The 18,090-nt window shown below is 68.9% G+C and carries 15 protein-coding genes; 8 read left to right on the forward strand and 7 right to left on the reverse strand.

Annotation, left to right across the window (positions count from 1 at the left end):
* Positions 1 to 12 precede the first annotated feature (12 nt).
* Positions 13 to 1,605, reverse strand: coding sequence for a thioredoxin family protein (locus QHF83_RS13415; RefSeq protein WP_282418203.1), 1,593 nt, complete (start codon positions 1,603 to 1,605; stop codon positions 13 to 15).
* A 102-nt stretch (positions 1,606 to 1,707) separates the two neighbouring features.
* Between QHF83_RS13415 and QHF83_RS13420 the strand changes: the two genes are divergently transcribed.
* Positions 1,708 to 2,778, forward strand: coding sequence for an alpha/beta hydrolase (locus QHF83_RS13420; protein WP_282418204.1), 1,071 nt, complete (start codon positions 1,708 to 1,710; stop codon positions 2,776 to 2,778).
* Here the strand turns inward: QHF83_RS13420 and QHF83_RS13425 are convergent.
* A complete protein-coding gene (locus tag QHF83_RS13425) occupies positions 2,758 to 3,540 on the reverse strand; it encodes a YkgJ family cysteine cluster protein (protein WP_282418205.1) in 783 nt (260 codons plus the stop codon). The genes QHF83_RS13420 and QHF83_RS13425 overlap by 21 nt on opposite strands.
* Positions 3,541 to 3,648: 108 nt before the next feature.
* On the opposite strand from QHF83_RS13425, the gene QHF83_RS13430 reads away from it, so the two are divergent.
* The 4 genes from QHF83_RS13430 to QHF83_RS13445 all read left to right on the forward strand — a co-directional run bounded on the left by QHF83_RS13430 (position 3,649) and on the right by QHF83_RS13445 (position 7,436).
* Positions 3,649 to 3,987: a hypothetical protein gene (locus tag QHF83_RS13430; protein ID WP_282418206.1), complete on the forward strand. Its 339-nt coding sequence runs from the start codon at positions 3,649 to 3,651 to the stop codon at positions 3,985 to 3,987.
* 62 nt (positions 3,988 to 4,049) lie between these two features.
* Positions 4,050 to 4,997: a bestrophin family ion channel gene (locus QHF83_RS13435; protein ID WP_282418207.1), complete on the forward strand. Its 948-nt coding sequence runs from the start codon at positions 4,050 to 4,052 to the stop codon at positions 4,995 to 4,997.
* Between the two features lie 46 nt (positions 4,998 to 5,043).
* Complete coding sequence (locus QHF83_RS13440; RefSeq protein ID WP_282418208.1) at positions 5,044 to 6,420, forward strand: aspartate aminotransferase family protein; 1,377 nt, start codon at positions 5,044 to 5,046, stop codon at positions 6,418 to 6,420.
* Positions 6,417 to 7,436: a radical SAM protein gene (locus QHF83_RS13445; protein ID WP_282418209.1), complete on the forward strand. Its 1,020-nt coding sequence runs from the start codon at positions 6,417 to 6,419 to the stop codon at positions 7,434 to 7,436. Before QHF83_RS13440 ends, QHF83_RS13445 begins: the two co-directional genes overlap by 4 nt.
* Here QHF83_RS13445 and QHF83_RS13450 read toward each other — a convergent pair.
* Positions 7,417 to 8,547, reverse strand: a complete 1,131-nt coding sequence (locus QHF83_RS13450; RefSeq protein ID WP_282418210.1) for a sterol desaturase family protein — start codon at positions 8,545 to 8,547, stop codon at positions 7,417 to 7,419. The two genes, QHF83_RS13445 and QHF83_RS13450, sit on opposite strands and share 20 nt — an antisense overlap.
* 144 nt (positions 8,548 to 8,691) lie before the next feature.
* Between QHF83_RS13450 and QHF83_RS13455 the strand changes: the two genes are divergently transcribed.
* Positions 8,692 to 9,897 (forward strand): cytochrome P450, encoded by a 1,206-nt coding sequence (locus QHF83_RS13455; protein WP_282418211.1) that lies wholly within the window; start codon positions 8,692 to 8,694, stop codon positions 9,895 to 9,897.
* A 353-nt stretch (positions 9,898 to 10,250) separates the two neighbouring features.
* Here QHF83_RS13455 and QHF83_RS13460 read toward each other — a convergent pair whose 3' ends face one another.
* Together QHF83_RS13460 and QHF83_RS13465 are read right to left on the reverse strand one after the other, a co-directional pair.
* On the reverse strand, positions 10,251 to 12,131 hold the full coding sequence (locus QHF83_RS13460) for a sensor histidine kinase (protein ID WP_282418212.1): 1,881 nt from the start codon (positions 12,129 to 12,131) through the stop codon (positions 10,251 to 10,253).
* Positions 12,132 to 12,292: 161 nt separating this feature from the next.
* Positions 12,293 to 13,264: a PAS domain-containing protein gene (locus QHF83_RS13465; protein ID WP_282418213.1), complete on the reverse strand. Its 972-nt coding sequence runs from the start codon at positions 13,262 to 13,264 to the stop codon at positions 12,293 to 12,295.
* A 112-nt stretch (positions 13,265 to 13,376) separates the two neighbouring features.
* Here QHF83_RS13465 and QHF83_RS13470 point away from each other — a divergent pair, with 112 nt between their 5' ends.
* The gene (locus tag QHF83_RS13470) at positions 13,377 to 14,273 is read left to right on the forward strand and encodes a bile acid:sodium symporter family protein (RefSeq protein ID WP_282418214.1); all 897 of its coding nucleotides are present in this window, start codon (positions 13,377 to 13,379) and stop codon (positions 14,271 to 14,273) included.
* Positions 14,274 to 14,283: 10 nt separating this feature from the next.
* Here QHF83_RS13470 and QHF83_RS13475 read toward each other — a convergent pair whose 3' ends face one another.
* On the reverse strand, positions 14,284 to 16,416 hold the full coding sequence (locus QHF83_RS13475; RefSeq protein ID WP_282418215.1) for an ABC transporter permease subunit/CPBP intramembrane protease: 2,133 nt from the start codon (positions 16,414 to 16,416) through the stop codon (positions 14,284 to 14,286).
* On the reverse strand, positions 16,413 to 17,192 hold the full coding sequence (locus QHF83_RS13480; protein ID WP_282418216.1) for an ABC transporter ATP-binding protein: 780 nt from the start codon (positions 17,190 to 17,192) through the stop codon (positions 16,413 to 16,415). The genes QHF83_RS13475 and QHF83_RS13480 overlap by 4 nt, the downstream gene beginning before the upstream one ends.
* 386 nt (positions 17,193 to 17,578) lie before the next feature.
* Between QHF83_RS13480 and QHF83_RS13485 the strand changes: the two genes are divergently transcribed.
* On the forward strand, positions 17,579 to 18,079 hold the full coding sequence (locus QHF83_RS13485; RefSeq protein WP_282418217.1) for a VOC family protein: 501 nt from the start codon (positions 17,579 to 17,581) through the stop codon (positions 18,077 to 18,079).
* The last annotated feature ends 11 nt before the right edge of the window (positions 18,080 to 18,090 follow it).

Below are 18,090 nucleotides of genomic sequence, written 5' to 3' on the forward strand. Positions count from 1 at the left end.
CCGGCGAAGGCGTCAGCGCGGCAGGCAATCCCGGCAGCGCTCGGCGCCGTTCGCGGGGAGCGACGAGCAACGATCGCGGAGACGCGACACGAGCTTCGCAAATTCGGGGTCGTCCTTCAGCGCCGCGAGCGCGGATTTTACTTGCTCGGCGCGCGTCCGGTTTCTCCCCTGGAACCCGTCCGGGAGTGCGAACGCGAGCTCGTAGAACGCCTCGGCCTGGGCGAGGAGATAGGCGCGCGGCGGCGGGCCTTCGAGCGCCGCGTGGAAGAGGATGTCGTTCGTGATCCACTGCAGCCGCGTCGCGCGCCCGCCAGCGCCCTCGCGGGCTCTCTGCGAGTAGATCCGCGCCTCCTCGATGCGCCCGAGCTCCTTCTCGATCGCCGAGATCATCGAGTACCAGTAATGCGGCGTGTCCGAGCGCTCGGCCTCCGCCTTCAGCATGTTTCGAGCTTCGTCGTGCGCGCCCACGCGCCTGAGGAGGTACGACGCCGTCGAGACGACCGAATACCGCTCCTCGGGGGTCTTCGCTTCGCGATCGGCGCGCGCCACGGCGGCGAGGACGTCGGCCCGGAGCGGCTCGGGCACGGGGCCCTCGGGGTTTTCGTGCCGGAAAAAATCGATCGAGGGCCCCACGGCCGCGAGCCGGACGTCGACGGACGCGCCCTCGCGTGACCGGAGCGAAGCCGCGGCCGCGAGCCATTTCGTTTTCCACGTGAGATAGGCCGCGTCCTTGCGATCCGCGGCGAGCCAGGCCGCGAGGGCTTCGGCCCGGTGATTGACGAGCGAGCGCGCGGCCCACGTGGTCTCGGCGTTCGAGAAAATGAGATCGAGGTACGAAGGGGCGCTCGCGGCGGCGGCGCGAGTCTCGTCCGCGAGCGTCGGATCCCGCCGATCCGACGAGGCGAGCCCGAGGAGCGTGCCCGCGAGCAGGGCGCGCTCGCGGTTCATGGTGGAAGGACAAACCTCGATCGCCTTGCGCAGGGCCGCGAGGATCCGCGTCTGGCTCCACGTCTCCTCGGGCAAGAGCTCCCACGCCGCGTGGGCGAGCGTGCTGCAATCCTCCGCGCTCGGCTTGCCCTCGTCGAGGCGCGCGGCCGCCGCCCGGAAGCTCTGCGCCTTGCCGCGCACCGCCCCGAGCGCGCGATCGAGCTCGTCGATGTCGACGCTCCCGTTCAAGCGCAGGAGCTCCTCGCGCTCGGGGCTCAGCACCAGGATCGTCGGATAACTCGACACGGAGAGCGCCTCGCCCACGCGTTGCGCGTCTTCCGTGTCGCCGTCGAGGTGGACGGGCACGAAATCACGCATCATCTCGGCGAAACGGGGCTTCGAGAAGACCTCCGATTTCAGATCGTTGCACGGCGGGCACCAGGCCGCGCCCCAGTACAGAAAGACGAGCTTGCCCTCGGCGCGCGCCCGGACGAATGCGCGGTCGGGGGTGAGGTCGGCCCAGGGCCCGGGAAAAGAATGTGAGGCCGGGGCCGTCGCGGACGCCGTCGTCGCGGCCGCGGGACGCTCTTCCGGCGCAGGCGCGCGCTTGCTGCACGCGGCCGCGAGCGCGAGCGCCGCGAACAGAGAACCTCGAAGCGCAGCGCGGCCGTCTCGCATGACGTTCGTCCGATCCCGAGCGGAGCGTATCGCGGGCCCGAGAGGGCGTCCACGCGTTGCCCCGGATGACAGCCGCCGCGGCCGCCGCTACCATCGGCCGCGATGCTCCTCTCTCCGCTGGCCCGTGCCCGCGTCAAGGTCGCCCGTACCCTCGCGGACGCCATTCGCAGCTCGAAAGGGCTCTCCGCGCGCCTCCTCGGCTTCCGCGCGCGGCCGGTCGAGGGCTGCACCGTCGATCCGGACCTCGCGCTGATGCTCGCGCTCGACGACGTCCTGAAATCGAGCGACCTCCGCAGCTTCGCGCCGCACGTGGCGCGCGCGCGCATGGCCGAGTCCGTGTGCATGGTGGAGATCCCGCGCCTCGAGGGCGTCTCCGTATCCGACATGCGCCTGCGCGGCGATGCCGGTCCGATCCCGGCCCGGAAATATGTGCCGGAGGGCCTCGCCGCGCCTTCGCCGTGCGTGGTCTTCTACCACGGCGGCGGGTTCGTCACGGGCGACCTCGACACGCACGACACGTTTTGCCGGCAGCTCGCCGTCGAGGGCCGCGTGCGGGTCATCGCCGTCGACTACCGCCTCGCGCCCGAGCACCGCTTCCCCGCGGCCGTCGACGACGCGGTCGCCGCCTTCCGCGACATCGCCGCGCGCGCGGCCGATTTCGGCGTCGATCCGGCGCGGATCGCGGTCATGGGCGACAGCGCGGGCGGCAACCTCTCCGCGGTCGTCTCGCTGAAGACGCGCGGCGAAGCCCACAAGCCCGCGCTGCAGGTGCTCCTCTACCCCGGGCTCGACGCGACCTGCGCGCACCGCTCGCACGCGGTGTATGCGAACGGCTGGATGCTCACGAAGGGGATGATCGACTGGTATTACGAGCATTATTTCGGCCTCGATCCGGCGGTCCGCCGCCACCCCGACGGCTCGCCGCTCCTCGCGCCGAGCGTCGAGGGCGCGCCGTCGGCGCTCGTGTTCACGGCGGGATTCGATCCCCTGCGGGACGAGGGCGCCGCGTACGTCGAGCGCCTCACGGCCGCGGGCGTCCCCGCGCGACACGTCTGCCACGAGTCGATGATCCACGGCTTCGTGCTCATGGGAGGCGTCGCGCCCCCTTGCCGCGAGGAGACCTCGCGCATCATCCGCGAGGCATCCGCGGCCCTACGGAACGGTTTTTCCTGAGGAACCCGGGCGCACGTTCGTCTCGATCCATTCGGCGTCCTTCGCCGCCGAGAACACGGGCAGCCGCTTGTGCCAGCGCTCGCCGGCGGTGGGCCTTTCGAGCGTGATCCGGAGCGCCGCGATGAGCTCGAGCGGCGTGCCGTCCCGGCCCGCGTCGAAGCATGCCTTGCCGAGCCCCGCGAGCACGGCCTGCGCGAGCTCGTAGCCGATCGCCCATTGCGGCGGCGTTTGCTTTCCGGCCGGCGCTTCCCAGTACCGCTCGCAAGCGCCTGCGTCGTAGGACGTCCAGCTCCGGCACACGAGCGGCCGCGCCGCATGCACGCCGCAGCCGCCGTCCGCGTCGAGCAGCGGACAGGACACGTGCGCCGCGGCTCGCGCAGCGCGCGAGAGCCCGCGCGTCCGGGCGTCGGCCGCCTGCACGCGGCCGAGCAAGTCCGCGAGCTCCTCGGGCGAACGCGTGGCCCGGAGGTGCGCGGCGATGCGGAGAACCTCGGGCGCCACGACGAGCACCTTGGCCTGACAACACGTCGAGCAGCCGCGACGGCACGCGATCGGCGCGTCGGGCGGCTCGTGCGCGTGCGCGGTCGCCGTGAGCGCCTCCGCGCGCTCGCTCGCGATCCGCGCGGCCTCGATCGCGCGCTCCGTGCCCTCCGCGACGAGCGGCGCGAGCGCCTGGCTCTCGCCCTCCGCGATGCCGACGTAGATCTCGGGCGAATACCGGCTCGGGCGCGCGAGCGGCAAGGAGCGGCGTTCGTCCGTCATGGACCAGGGGATATCAGCACCACGCGCGTCCCGCCAAGTCGGGCAGATCCCGCGGCGGGCAAGCGCGGCCCGCACTTCCCGTGTAGACTGCCCCGTGGTACTGCCGCCATGACCCATTACCTCGACGCGATCATCTCGGCGATCCGGGACGCCGGGCAGCACCTCGACGCCGCCAAGGTCTGGCTCGGCCGCGCGGAGAAGGCCGCCGGCTCGACGTGGCAGATGCCGCTCTTCGGGGCCGCGGAAGAGGCGCACGCCGCGGCGCGGGCGCGGCTCGACGCGGCGGAGGCGTCTCTGCGCGAGCTCGGCCCCGCGGACAAGCTCCCGCCCGTCCTCGATGAGCTCCCGAGCCGCGTCTCGGCTTTGCGCCGCGCCCTCCACGCCTCCGAGAAGCGGCTCATCGACGCCGCGCTCCTCGCGGCCGCTCGTCCGCTCGGGCACGCCTGATTGCCGTTGGTGCACCAACGGCATCGTGCTAAGGCCCGCCGCCTCGCGCGGGATCGTGCCCCATGATGGTGACGGAAAAACGATATTCCTGGCTGCGCCTGCTCCTCAAGTACCGCGGGACGGCGCTGTCGCGGATCCGTGGCCGCATGGCCCTCACCACCTTGCTCGCCGTCGGGGTGACCGTCACCGATCTGAAGTACGGGTTTTTCCACCCGGACCTCACGACGATCCCGTTCACGCTCATCGGCCTCGCGCTCAGCATCTTCCTCGGCTTCCGGAACAACACGAGCTACGACCGCTTCTGGGAGGGCCGAAAGCTCTGGGGCGGCCTCGTCAACACGACCCGCACGATCACGCGCCAGATCCTCACGCTCGTGAACGATCCGGCCGATGGCGCCCCCGACAGCGACGCCGTCGCGGCGTTTCGACGGGAGATGGTCTATCGGATCATCGGCTACACGCACGCGCTTCGGCTGCACCTCCGGGATCAGGATCGGCTGGAGGAGATCGAGCCGTTCCTCGCGGCGACCGAGATCGACGGATTGCGGGGCGAGCTCAATCGACCCACGGCGATCCTCCAATCGGCCGCCTTCCGCCTGCGCGACGCCTGGCAGCGCGGCTGGATCCACCCCTACCACCTGTCCGTGCTGGAGCAGAGCCTCACCACCCTCACGGACCTCCAGGGCGGCTGCGAGCGTATCAAGAGCACGCCGATCCCGCTCTCGTACACCTCGCTCATTCACCAGCTCGTGGCCATTTATTGCTTCGCGCTGCCGTTCGGGATCGCGAAGACGGTCGGGGTGTTCACGCCGGTCGTGGTCGGGATCGTGGCGTATGCGTTCTACGGCCTCGACGCGATCGGCGACGAGATCGAAAACCCCTTCGGCACGGACGCGAACGATCTGCCGCTCTCGGGCCTCTCGCGCATGATCGAGGTGAACCTCCGGCAGCGGCTCGGCGAGACGGATCTGCCGCCCCTGCTCAAGCCGAAGGGCGGCCTCCTGACCTGATCGGCGCTTGCGTCTCCGCCGGTCCGGGGGCGACAATCGCCCGCGGATGCCCCCCTCGCCCTCCTCCCACCCAGCGGTCGCGAAGTACGCGGAGCACATCAATCCCGCCTTCGTGAAACTCCTCGGCGCCTTCGGGTACGGCCGCGTCTTCGTCCGCGCGAGTGGGACGACGCTCTGGGACCACGAGGGGCGCGAATATCTCGATTTCCTCTCGGGGTTCGGCGCGCAGAGCCTCGGGCACAACCACCCGAAGCTCCGGGCGAACATGGCCGCGTTCCTCGCGGACGACGTGCCGAACCTGGTGCACGTGGGCCCGCCGGTGCACGCCGCCGAGCTCGCGTCCGCGCTCGCGCGCCGCGCCGGGCCGCTCACGATGTGCCTCTTCTCGTGCACCGGCGCCGAGGCCGTCGAGGCCGCGCTGAAGCTCGCGCGCGCCGCGACCGGGAAGAAGACGCTCCTCTATTGCAAGAATGGCTATCACGGGTTGAACCTCGGCACGCTGTCGACGTCGGGCATCCCGCGCATGCGTGAGCTCTTCGAGCCGCTCTTGCCGGCCTGCCAGGAGGTCCCGTTCGGCGATCTCGACGCGCTCGACGAGGCCCTCGGAAAGACCCGCGCCGCCGCGTTCCTCGTCGAGCCGATCCAGGCCGAGGGCGGCATGCTCGTCCCGCCGAAAGGGTATCTTCGCGCGGCGCAGGAGCTCTGCAAAAAGCGCGGCGCATTGCTCGTCCTCGACGAGGTGCAGACCGGCATGGGCCGCACGGGCTCGCTCTTCGCTTGCGAGGCCGAAGGGTTTTTCCCGGACGTCCTCGTGCTCGGCAAGGCCCTCGGCGGCGGAATGGTGCCGATCTCGGCGACGCTCACGACGCCCGATCTGTGCAAGCGCGCGTTCGGCACGGCGGAGCGCTTCGATCTGCACGGCTCGACGTACGCGGGCAATGCCTTCGCTTGCCGCACGGCCGGGGCGATCCTCGACATCCTCGACGAGGAGGGGCTCGTGCAAGCGAGCCGGGAGAAAGGCGAGCGGATGCTCGGCGCGCTCCGGGATCGCATCGGCAAACACCCGCTCGTGCGCGAGGTGCGGGGCCGCGGGCTCTTCGTGGGGATCGAGCTCGGGCCGACCGAGAAGGGCGGGCTCTTGCATCGGGCCTTGCCGGGCCTCGTGGAGGCGGTCTCGCGGCGCATTTTCGGGCAATGGCTCAGCGTGCGGCTGCTCGAACATGGCATCGTGGCGCAGCCCGCGAGCCAGCAATGGAACGTGCTCAAGCTCGAACCGCCGCTCACGGTGACGGACGCCGAGATCGATCGCGTCGTGGATCGGATCGGCGCCTTGCTCGACGAATACCGCGAGGTGGCCCCGATCGTGCGCGACGCGACGGCGCGGCTCGGCCAGCAGTTCGCCGGCGGCTGGAGGTTCGGATGAGCTTCGCCACGTGGAAAAAAGAGGCCGCGTTCGCCGCGACGCTCCTCCGCAAGCGCCCGTTCTCGTGCCTGATCCAGGTCACGAACCGCTGCAACATGGAATGCAGCTTCTGCGATTTCTGGCCGAACCCCGCGCCGCCCAAGCAGGAGCTCTCGCTCGCCGAATACCGCCGCGTCGCGGACGAACTCGCCGAGCTCGGCACGTTCGTGATCTCGGTCGAGGGCGGCGAGCCGCTCGCGCGGCCCGACATCGTGGAGATCGTGCGGATCCTATCGGAGAAGCACATCACCGCGCTGTTCACGAACGGCTGGTTCGTGACCGAGGAGAAGGCCAACGCGCTCTGGGATGCGGGGCTCGTGCACGGCAACGTGAGCATCGATTACCCCGAGGCGAGCCGGCACGACGGAAAACGCAGGCTCGCGGGGACCACGGATCGCGCCTGGAAGGCGGTCGAGCTCCTCCGCGACACGGCGCCGCGCGGGGGCAAACAGGTGCACGTGATGACGGTGCTGATGGAGGACAACTGGCGCGATCTCGAGGCGCTGCTCCAGCAGAGCGAGGCGCGCGGGGTCGGCCATCAGCTCACGCTCCTCAGCATCGCGGGTTATCGCCGCGGCAAGGAGGGCCCCGACAAGCTGCCGCCCGTGGGCGTGTCCGCGCACGTGCTCGCGCTCTGGGAGAAGTACCCGCACCTGCGGTATTTCCGCGATTATTTCGCGCGCATGGACGCGTTCCTCTCGCAGGGCGAAATGCCCACGTGCAGCGCGGGCAAGACGGGGTTCAACATCGATCACGTGGGCAACGTCTCGCCCTGCATCGAGCGGATCGACGAGAGCGTGGGCAACGTGCGGGAGGCGAGCCTCGGGGAGCTTCATCGGCGGCTCGCGGAGAAGCAAGCCGAGATCGCGACGTGCCAGCAATGCTGGACCGCTTGCCGCGGGATCAACCAGGCGCTCGGCAATGGCGGGTCGACGCGCAGCCTCTTCGATCTCGGCACTAGGATGCGGACGAGCTGAACGCGATCGCGAGGCCGAGCGCGGCCGTCGCGGCGACCCGCACGCCCTCCCGCTTGACCGCGCCGTCGCGTCCGTCGAGGACCCCGCCCATCGTGGACAGGCCCCAGAGGACGACGAGCGCCCCGGCCGCGAGCTGCCAGAACGGATGCCGATCGCGTAGCCAGAGCAGGTGCAGCGCGAACGCGAGCGTCGCGGCGAACGCGAGCGCGGCATAAACCTTTGTACGCGTAGAAATCGCCGCGTCGGGCCGCGCAGGCGGGTGGCGCGGGAAGACGATGCCCTCGGGGGTCCAGCCAGGGTGGCGTACGAAGGTCCGGACCTTGTCGCCGAACGTCTTCGCTTGCCGGGCGACGGCGATGAGGTCGCGGAAAAACACCCATTGCGCCCGCGCGCCGTCGTGCGTCTGGTAGCCGAACGGCGTGCCGAGGACCGGCGGATCGGCCGGATCGACCTCCACGTGCGTGCCGAACATCCGGTCCCACACCGTGAACATCGCGCCGAAGTTCTTGTTCAAATACCGCCGGTTTCTCGAATGATGCACGATGTGCGTCGCCGGCGTGACCAGAAACCAGAGCCCCGGGCGGTGGAAGACGCGCGAATGGACGGTGAGCGCGTAAAAGGAGATGATGGAGATCGCCACGAAGAAATGCAGCGGCGGGACGCCGAGCATGGGGATGGGCGCGTAGAAGAGGAAGGCGTACGTGTCGGAGAACCAGGGGTGGCGTGTGGCGACCGAGACGTTGAAATGCTCGGACTGGTGGTGGACGCCGTGGATGGCCCAGAGCGCGGCCACGGAATGGCCGGCGCGGTGGTACCAGTAATACCCGAGGTCGCCGAGCGCGAACGCGAGGATCCAGGGGACGATCGAGCCCTCGGGCCAGCGCACGAGGGCGAGTTCGTCGTAGGCGAAATCGTAGAGGCCGAGGAGCAGCGGGCCGAGGAAGAGGCCGAGGACGATCTCGCCGAGCCCCGCCGAGAAGCTCCCGAGCGTGTCGGCGAACCCGTAGACGCGCTGCCCTTTGCGGCGCGAGAGCGCGATCTCCAGGGCGATGATGGCGAGGTAAAAAGGGACCCCGAGCGCGTAGTACCCATTCGTCTCGAGGCGGCTCATGCGCCGAGACTACGGAATCGCGCCCGGGGCGTAAAGGGCGGGGTTCATGACCATGGGAACACCTTTTTCAAGCCATCCGGTACGCTCGTGAGCACACGACGCGCCCTTGCCTGGCCCTTTCACGCGCCCCACCATGCATCCCCCATGCACCCCTTGTTCACGCTGGAGGGCCGCAAGGATCCTCACCCCATCTACAAACGCCTCCGGGCCGAAGAGCCCATCTCGAAGGTCATCGAGCCCTATCGGAAAGTGCCCTTCTGGCTGCTCACGCGGTACGCCGATTGCTCCGACATGCTGCGGGATCCACGCTTCGGCAAGGATTTCACCCAATGGCCCCCCGAGGAGCGTTCGCGCCTGCGCGTAGCGGGCGAATTCGACGTGCTCGGCAAGCACATGCTGGCGGCCGATCCGCCGGACCACACGCGGCTTCGCTCCCTCGTGGCCAAGGCCTTCACGCCGCAGATCGTCGAGGGTCTCCACAGCCGGATCTCCACGATTGCGGAGAACCTCGTCTCGGCCGCCCTCGCGCGCGATTCGAGCGGGATGGACCTCGTCTCGCAGTTCTCGTATCCGCTGCCCGTCACGGTCATCGCCGAGATGCTCGGCGTTCCAGCCGCGGACCAGGACGATTTCCGGCGCTGGACCACGACGCTCTTCACGCCCGCGGACACCGAGGAGCAGCTCGCGCACCTGCGCGCCACCGGATTCGAGTTCTTCCAGTATTTCATGGCGCTCATCGAGCGCCGCAGGGCCGAGCCGAAGGACGATCTCGTGAGCGGGCTCGTGGCGGCCGAGGAAGGCGGCGATCGTTTGAGCACCCAAGAGCTCGTGGGAATGCTCTTCCTCCTGCTCGTCGCGGGCCACGAGACCACGGTCAATCTGATCACGAACGGCATGCTCGCGCTGATGGATCACCCCGAGGAGCGCGAGCGCCTCGTCGCCGCCCCGTCGCTCCTCGAATCGGCCGTGGAGGAGATGCTGCGATATTGCGGGCCAGTGGAGACGACGACGTACCGCTTCGCGCTGGAGGACGTGGAGATCGGCGGGGTGACGATCCGAAAAAACGAGCTCGTGCTGGCATCGCTGCTCTCGGCCAATCACGACGAATCACGCTTTCCGGACCCGGACCGCTTCGACGTGGGGCGAAAGCCGAACAAGCACATCGCATTCGGCTACGGGATCCATTTCTGCCTCGGCGCGCCCCTCGCGCGGCTCGAAGCGGTCATCGCCGTGGACACGCTCCTCCGGCGCCTGCCACGGATGAAGCTTTCCGTCCCGCGCGAGACCCTCGAGCCGAGCTCGATGCTCCTGCTGCTGCACGCGAAGAAGCGATTGCCCGTCCAGTTCTAGTCCAGGCCTGAAGCCGCTGCGCTGGGGCGTTGCCCCAGGCCCCACCAGGGGCTATCCGCCCCTCGACCCGGACCAGCCAGGGGCTGGACCCGGGGTCGATGAACTGCGCGATGCGCAGTTCATCGAACAGGCCGAGTCAAGACCACCCACCACCCTGCCAACCAAGACAGCCGCGCTGCCCTTTCGACGGGCGAGGCGGTCCAACGGGCCCGTTGGAAGAACTGCGCGGAGCGCAGTTCTTCCACCCTCGGTCCAGGCCGTGCCTGGTCCGGGTCGAGGGGCGGACAGCCCCCGCGGGGCCCGGGGCGGCGCCCCGGCGCGGCGGCTCCAGATGAGAGACCCGTACTTCAGGTCTAGACCTGGTCGCTCCCTGGCGGCAGCGGGAGTTTTACGCAAAAGGTCGCGCCCTTTCCCTTCTCGCTCGAGACGGAGATCGTGCCCTTGTGCGCTTCGACGATCGCGCGGCAAACGAAGAGGCCCGCGCCGAGCCCGGCGTGTGCGTCCTGCCTCCGCTGGAACGGCTCGAAGATCCTCTCCTGCTCCTCCGGCGTGATGCCGACGCCGCGATCTCGCACCGAGACGACCGCGAAGCCCGGCTCCTGGCCGATCGATATCGTGATCGGCTGTTTGCTGCCGAATCGCGCCGCGTTCGACAGGAGGTTCACGAAGACCTGCTCGAGGTGCACCCGATCCCAGTGACCGTACACGGGGCCCTCGCTCTGGATTTCTGCGGTGCACCCCTCGGCCGTGAGCTCTGCCTGCATCTTCCGCGCGACGTTCCGTACGAGCTCCTCGATCTCCACACGCTCGAGGTTCAGCACCGCGTTGCCCGCGGCGACGCTCGACAGGACGAACATGTTGTTGATGACCTGCGTCATCCGGCGAAGCTCGCGCGTCGAGACCTTCAAGAATCGGCTGACGTCCGCCTGGCTCATCGCGGGCGTCGCGTCCTCGGGGCGGGGTCGAAGCATGTATTCGTAAAGGAGCCGCAGGCTCGTCAGCGGCGTGCGGAGCTCGTGCGACGCGAATCGCAAGAACTCTTCGCGCGCGTGAACCGCGCTCTCGAGCTCGCCCTCCACGCGCTGGAGACGGTCGATGCGCTCCTCGAGCTCGGTCCGGAGCTCCCGCTCCCGAGCCAAGCTGCGGCCGAGGGCCTTCGCGCGCTGCTGCAAAATGAGGGTCAGCACGAGCGTGATGCCGAGTCCGACGATGAACGTGCGCAGGACGACCTTGCGCGTCGCGGTGAGGGCACCGTAAGCCTCCGCCTTGTCGAGCTCGGTCGCGATCCCGAGCTGGAGCTCCGGATCCCATACCCAGGCCCCGATCACCTCCACGCCTCGATAATCACGATAGCCGTCGACGTCGATCCCGGATTTCCCGGTGACGGCGCTCATGGCCATTCTCGTCAAGGGCTGCCCCGAGCGGGGTACGTCGGAGCGAAAGCCGCGGAGCATGTTGCCGCCCGGATCACGCAGCTCGATCTCGTGGCTCGAGTGCTGGCCGGCCGCGAGCAACCCGATGTCGCGCAGGAGCGGCTCGAACCGGCTCTCCGTCGCGAGGCGCGCGTGACGATCGAATGCATACGTCTCGCCCGTCTCGCCGACCCGGCCCGACTGCGTGATGCGCGAGAATTCTCCGGTGGGATCGATACGGAAGACGAGCGCCGCCACGATCGCCCCGTCCTCGTCGCGCACGGGCGTCGCGACCAGCATCGTCGGGACGTCGACCTCCAGGTTTGGGTCGCGCATGAGAAAGGGCGCTCCGGTCACGGTCGAGCCACGAAGCGCCGCGGTGAGGGTCTCCGGATCCAGGCGGCTCAGCGTGTTCGTCGCGACGGCGTCGCCGTGATCGGAGGCGATTTCAATGCCATCCGGGGCGATGATGTCGAAGCCCATGTACTGCTTCTGCTGGACGACGTCCCGCAACAAGCGCCGCAGCTCGCCGAGGTACGGGCCCTCGTGGAGCGCCCCTCCGCCGCTCCGGCGCTTCGACTGCGCCAGGACCGCGCGCCGCACGCCGGCCTCGCCCGCCCAGCTCTTCGCCGTCGCCTCCATGTGCCGCTCCCAGGTCACCAGGCCCTCGCGGGTCGCTGCGAGCACCGTCTGTACGGTCGCCGCGGCCTGGCGGCGGTGAATCGCGTCGATCTGGGACAAGCCAATCCACGTGCTCAGACCGATTGGCACGAGCATGACCAGGAAGAGCAGCCAGTCCGCACGTTGGGTCTCGACTTTCACTTGATTGCCGCGGCGCGGGCGGGAGGCAACCAAGAAAGATGCCACGAGCGCCCTGTGTGGTTCCTGCCCGCCGAGGGGGCTCCACGAGGGAGCGGCGAGAAACCAAGCCGCCGGCCGCCGCAAGGACGTGTCGGGTGAGCCGCTGCGAGCGGACGCGTGTGCTAGCGGCGGAGCGCGAACGCAATGCCGCTCTGCAGATTGCTCCGCATGACGATTCCCTCGAAATCGGTGCCGATCTCGAGGAGCGTCCGCGCGAAATCGGGCCGCACGCCCGTGACGACCACGCGCGCGCCGAGGAGCCGCGCGGCGCGGGTCGCCGAGACGATCGCGGTCGCGACGTTCGTGTCCACGGTGCGCACGCCCGTGACGTCGAGGATCACGGTGTGTGCGCCGTGGTGGCCGACGCCGTCGAGGAGCGTGCTCATGATCCGCTCGGCGCGCACCTCGTCGACGCTGCCGACGATCGGCATGGCCACGACGCCGTCGGCGATCGGGATGAGGGGCGTGGAGAGCTCGCGCAGCGTCTCGTCCTGCGCGGCGATCACCTGCTCGCGCAGGTACAGGAGGCGGAGCGCCTGCTCCTTTTGCTCGGTGACGTCCGTGGCGATGCCGCAGACGCCCATGAGCGCGCCATAGCTGTTCAGGATGGGGAACTTGATCGTCACGTAATGGTGCGTCTTGCCCCCGAATACGACGGACTCCTCGAACTGAATGGGCTCGCCCCGACGCACCGCCTCCTCGTCCTTCTCCCGCATCGCGTGAGCGACCTCGGGCGGGAAGAATTCGCTGTCGGTCCGGCCGAGCAGCTCCTTTCGGCTCTTGCCGTACAGGCGCTCGGCGTCGCGGTTCAAGAGGATGTACCGACCTTCCGCATCCTTCACGAAAATGACGCCCGGCGAATGGTCGATGATCGCGTGGAGGAGGCGCCTCCGCTCGTTGTCCACGCGCTCGACCACCGCGGCGCGCATCGTCGCCATCCGGGGCGGCGCCTGGGCCCGCACGTCCATGAGCGCGCCCTCGAGCGCGATCACCTGCGCCTTCAGCGAGGCGTTTTCGCGCTGCAGCGCTGCGATCTCCGCCTCGAGCGCGGCGACGTCGACCGCCGCGCCCTCCGCCGTTCGTTCAGATCCCATGGTTCCCCTTCCGAGTATTTCTACAACCGGGGCCGAAACGCAAGCCAGCGCGTTCACGCTGCACTCCCTGGTTGAGTCGATGGTGGTGTTCGTGACACCCTCTCCATTCACCATGCAATCGAATGTCTTCACGGCCGTGTTCATGCCGCTCGCGCTCGGCGTCATCATGCTCGGGCTCGGCCTCGGCCTCGGGCTCGAGGATTTCCGCCGCGTCGTGGTGTATCCGCGGGCCGTCTTCGTGGGGCTCTTCTGCCAGACGGTGCTCCTCCCGCTCGCCTGTTACGGCATCGCGAAGGGCTTCGGGCTCCCGCCCGAGCTCGCCGTGGGGCTCATGTTGCTCGCCGCCTCGCCGGGCGGCGCGACGGCGAACCTCTTCAGCCACCTCGCGAAAGGCGACGTCGCGCTGAACATCACGCTGACCGCCACGAACTCCATCCTCAGCTTGTTCACCTTGCCGTTCATCGTGAACATGTCGCTCACGGCGTTCCTCGGGACCGAAAAGAGCATTCCGCTCCAGTTCGACAAGGTGATCCAGGTCTTCGCCGTGGTGCTCGTGCCCGTGGGGATCGGGATGCTCATCCGGGCGAAGCGGCCGGCCGCCTCGGATCGGCTGCAGAAGCCGGTGAAGATCACCTCGGCCGTGTTCCTCGTGCTCATCATCGCCGCGGCCGTGCTCAAGGAGCGGGCGAACCTCTTGACGTCGTTCCGACAGGTGGGCCTTGCCGCGCTCGTGTTCAACCTCGTCAGCATGGGGATCGGGTATCTGGTGCCCCTGCTCGTGCGGCTGCCGAAGCGGCAGGCGACCGCGATCGGGATGGAGATCGGCATTCACAACGGGACCTTGGCGATCGCCATCGCCTCGGCGCCGACGCTGCTCAACAATTCGACGATGGCCATTCCGCCGGCCATCTACAGCCTGATCATGTTCTTCACGGCCGCCGCCTTCGGGAGCCTCGTGGCCCGCGGAAACGAAAAAGACGCGCCGGACCCGCAGCCGAAGGCGGCGTGAAGCCCGCGGTTCAGGCGCGCGCTTTGGCCTCGCGTGGCTCGCGTAGGAGGTAGATGCCGAGCGCGAGCACGAGCGCCGCGGCGGCCCCGAGCCCGACGGACAGCCCCTCCCCGAAGAGCCTCTCCAGCCACGCAGGCTGCACGACGAGTATCGTCATGACGAGGGCATTGTTGATCCCGTGCACGAGGATGCCGGGCAAGAGCGACCGCGTCGTGTGGCGGGCATACCCGAGCAAGAGGCCGAGCGAGAACGTGGGGATCATTCGGTAAATCGAGCCGTGCGCGAGGCTGAAGAGCAAGGACGAGGCGATGAGCGCGACGGCGATCCCGGCGCGCGAGAGGCCCGAGAAAAGGAACCCGCGGAAGAGCGTCTCCTCGCAGAGCGCGGGCAGGACGGCGACGACGAGGATCAGCACCCCGAGGGGCTGGCCGTCGAGCAGGAGCGCGTCGCTGAGCTTGTCCGAGAACTCGCGGGGGACGGGCACGAGGCGGAGCGCGATCGCGCTGACGGCGACGCCCCCGGAGAGGCCGGCGAGGACGGCGCCGACGAGGGCGCGCGGGCGCGGCAAGCGCAGGCCGAGCGTCTCGCGCATCGAGGCGCCGGACACGGCAATCGCGGCGAGGGCGGGCAGGAAGATCAGGCCGAGCTGGGTGCTGGCGAGCTGCACGGTCCTGTTCGTGGTCTTCTCGAGGAGGACGCTCGCATAGAACATCACGACGAAGATGACGGCGAAGGCGCCGAGGGAATACCCGAGGCTCGGGGTCCCGCCTTTTTGCCGCTCGAACGTGAAGACGGCGCGGAAGGAGCCGCGGCCGCCGAGCAGGACGTCCTCGCGCTCGAAGACACGCGCGGCGAAGAGGAGCGCGAGCGCGGCGAACAAGGTGGACGAGCCGAGCGTGAAGAAGACGAGATCGGGCGCGACGTCGCCGAGGTAAATCGCCTTGATGAGGAGGGCGACATTGAGGAGCGGCACGAAGGACGTGGCGACGGAGAGCTCCATCCCGGGCAAGGACGTGAGCATCGAGAGGAGCATGACGGGCAGATAGACGGGCGTGAGCAGGTTCTGCGCGTCCTTGAAATCGCGGGCGAAGGCCGCGACGGCCAGGAAGAGGGCCGAAAAGAGGAGCGTGACCGGGATGAGGAGCGCGAAGGTGAGCGCGTGGGCCGAGAAGGGCACGTCCATTTCGCCGGGGAGGATGCGGCGGAGCGTGAAGCCGAGGCTCGCGACGTTGACGAGGGCCGTGACGAGGGAGACGACGAAGACGGCGAGGAATTTGCCGGTGATGATCTCGAGGGGCAAGAGCGGCGCGCAGAGCAGGGTCTGCATGGTGCCGCGCTCCTTTTCGCCGGCGGTCATGTCGGCCGCGCGGAGGAAGCCGCCGAGGAGGGACATGAGGATCAGCATCATCGGCATGAGCGTGCCGAGGACCTTGCCGACCCGACGTTCGTCGGGCGCGACGTTGCGCGAGACGACCTCGAGCCCGGAGGTAAAACCCTTGGGCAAACCCTTTTCGCCCTCGCGCGAGACGAGGAGGCCGTCGCGGGCACGGGCGAGCGCGTAATCGAGGCGATCGGCCGCGAAATCGGAGTCGCCCCAGACGGAGTCGTAATAAATGGTGACGCGGGCGGCCTTGCCGGCGCGGACGTCCTCGGAAAAACCCCGCCAGGGGACGAGCACGGCGTGCGCCTCGCGAGCGCCGACGAGCGCGCGGGCGGCGAGGGCGACGGCGGCGTCGGGCCGGCCCGTATCGTGTTTTTTCGTGTCCGTGCTCGGCCCAGCGCCGGGGTCTTTGCGGGGTGGCCCGGGCGGGCGCGGGGGCGCGGGCACGGGCGGCGGAATGGATCCGGCTTCGAGGTCCCGGCGGAGCGCCTCGGGGGCGCCGAGCCAGGGCTGGATTTCGAGTTTGTTTTCGCCTGCCGCGAGCGTCGCGGAGACGTCGGGGGAGAGCTCGCCCCAGACGGCGATCTTCGACGGGCGCGCTTCGAGCGCATCCATCTCCGCGCCCGCCATCTGGCTCATGAGGAGCGCGAAGAGCGGATAGAGCAACATCGGCAGGAGGACGAGGCTCACGAACGTGCGGCGATCCCGCAGCGTCTCGACGAGCTCCTTGCGCAAAATGACGAGGACGATGAAGAGCCTCACGCCGCACCTCCAGGAGCCGCGCCGTCCGCGCGGGGGGCGCCACGCTCGACGTGGTAAAGGAACGCATCCGTGAGGTTCTTCGCGTCGCCGGCGCGCGCGCAGAGGGCCGGGACCTCGCCCTCGTCGACGATGCGGCCCTCGTGGATGAGGGAGATCCGATCGCAGAGATATTCAGCCTCGCTCATGATGTGCGTGGAGAAGAGAATGGCGCGGCCCTTCGCGCGCTCCTTGCGGATGGATTCGACGATGAAGCGGCCGGAGAGGACGTCGAGCGCATTCGTGGGCTCGTCGAGGATGAGGACGGAGGGCTCGTGGAGGAAAGCGCGCGCGATGTTGGCGCGCTGCTTTTGCCCGGCAGAGAGGGTGGCCGAGGGCCGGTCGGCGAACGAGGCCATTTCGAGGTCCCGCACGAGGTCGTCGATCCGCGCGGCGAGGCGCGCCTCGGAGAGGCCGTGCAGGCGGCCGAAATACTGCAATGTCTCGCGCGGAGAGAGCCGCTGGTAGAGCTGGGTGTCGCCGGAGAGAAACCCGATCAAGGCTTTGGCTTCGAGCGGGCGCTCGGCCATGTCGATGCCGCCAATCCGGACGCGTCCCTGCGTGGGCCGGAGGATGCCGGCAAGCATGCGCAGCGCGGTCGTCTTGCCCGCCCCGTTCGGGCCAAGGAGGCCGACGACCTCGCCAGGACGAACGGCGAGATCGAGGCCGGCGACGGCGATGGTGGGGCCATAATGCTTGACGAGGCCCTCGGCGGCGAGGGCGGAGGCTTCCGAGGACATCGGGAGCACTCTGGCAGCGACCGCGCGTCGGTCAACGGGAGCTGCTGAGCATTGGTTTCATCTGGGGGCGCTTCGCTGGGGCGTTGCCCCAGGCCCCACCAGGGGTTGTCCACCCCTGGACCCGGGGCCTGCGCAAGCGCTGGACTCGGGGTCGATGAACTGCGCGATGCGCAGTTCGTCGAACAGGCCGCAGCTACCGCCCCGGCCGGTGCGTGGGGCAACAGTTCCGAGGTGCAGGATTTTGTCTCGGGGGACCGATGAGTTTTTCCTCGGCCCGGGGTCCAAGGACGTGAAGCACCTCCGCGGGGAGTTGTCGTACGCTCTCGACGAACCCGGCCGCTCCCGTGGTTCCTCCGTCACGTTGGCGAGAACAGCGAGAAAAGACCATGCAAAACAGGTTTCAGCGCATCACGCCGTTCCTCTGGTTCGACACGCAGGCCGAGGAGGCGGTGAAGTTCTACACGTCGATCTTCCCGAACTCCCGGATCATGATGGCCACCCGGTACAGCAAGGAGGCCGCGCAGCAGTCCGGCCGGGCGGAAGGGTCGGTCATGACCATGGGCTTCCAGCTCGACGGGCAGGACTTCACCGCCATCAACGGCGGCCCGCAGTTCACGTTCAGCGGGGCGATCTCGTTCGTCGTGCATTGCGAGAACCAGGAAGAGGTGGACCACTACTGGAACCGCCTCACCGAGGGCGGTGACGAGAAGGCCCAGCAATGCGGCTGGCTTCGCGACCGCTTCGGGGTGTCCTGGCAGGTGGTGCCGAAGCAGCTCGTCGAGCTGCTCTCGGATCCCGACCCGAACCGAGCGCGAAGGGCCACGATGGCCATGCTCGGGATGAAGAAGCTCGACATCGCCGCCCTGCAAAAGGCCGCGGCGGGCTGAAGCCCATCGAC

Origin of the sequence: Polyangium sp. 15x6 (assembly GCF_029960785.1) — a bacterium.
Classification (GTDB): domain Bacteria; phylum Myxococcota_A; class Polyangia; order Polyangiales; family Polyangiaceae; genus Polyangium.

Coding starts and splice junctions, on each gene's coding strand:
- QHF83_RS13415 (WP_282418203.1), bottom strand. CDS start 1,605: ATGCGAGACGGCCGCGCTGCGCTTCGAGGTTCTCTGTTCGCGGCGCTC.
- QHF83_RS13420 (WP_282418204.1), top strand. CDS start 1,708: ATGCTCCTCTCTCCGCTGGCCCGTGCCCGCGTCAAGGTCGCCCGTACC.
- QHF83_RS13425 (WP_282418205.1), bottom strand. CDS start 3,540: ATGACGGACGAACGCCGCTCCTTGCCGCTCGCGCGCCCGAGCCGGTAT.
- QHF83_RS13430 (WP_282418206.1), top strand. CDS start 3,649: ATGACCCATTACCTCGACGCGATCATCTCGGCGATCCGGGACGCCGGG.
- QHF83_RS13435 (WP_282418207.1), top strand. CDS start 4,050: ATGATGGTGACGGAAAAACGATATTCCTGGCTGCGCCTGCTCCTCAAG.
- QHF83_RS13440 (WP_282418208.1), top strand. CDS start 5,044: ATGCCCCCCTCGCCCTCCTCCCACCCAGCGGTCGCGAAGTACGCGGAG.
- QHF83_RS13445 (WP_282418209.1), top strand. CDS start 6,417: ATGAGCTTCGCCACGTGGAAAAAAGAGGCCGCGTTCGCCGCGACGCTC.
- QHF83_RS13450 (WP_282418210.1), bottom strand. CDS start 8,547: ATGAGCCGCCTCGAGACGAATGGGTACTACGCGCTCGGGGTCCCTTTT.
- QHF83_RS13455 (WP_282418211.1), top strand. CDS start 8,692: ATGCACCCCTTGTTCACGCTGGAGGGCCGCAAGGATCCTCACCCCATC.
- QHF83_RS13465 (WP_282418213.1), bottom strand. CDS start 13,264: ATGGGATCTGAACGAACGGCGGAGGGCGCGGCGGTCGACGTCGCCGCG.
- QHF83_RS13470 (WP_282418214.1), top strand. CDS start 13,377: ATGCAATCGAATGTCTTCACGGCCGTGTTCATGCCGCTCGCGCTCGGC.
- QHF83_RS13480 (WP_282418216.1), bottom strand. CDS start 17,192: ATGTCCTCGGAAGCCTCCGCCCTCGCCGCCGAGGGCCTCGTCAAGCAT.
- QHF83_RS13485 (WP_282418217.1), top strand. CDS start 17,579: ATGCAAAACAGGTTTCAGCGCATCACGCCGTTCCTCTGGTTCGACACG.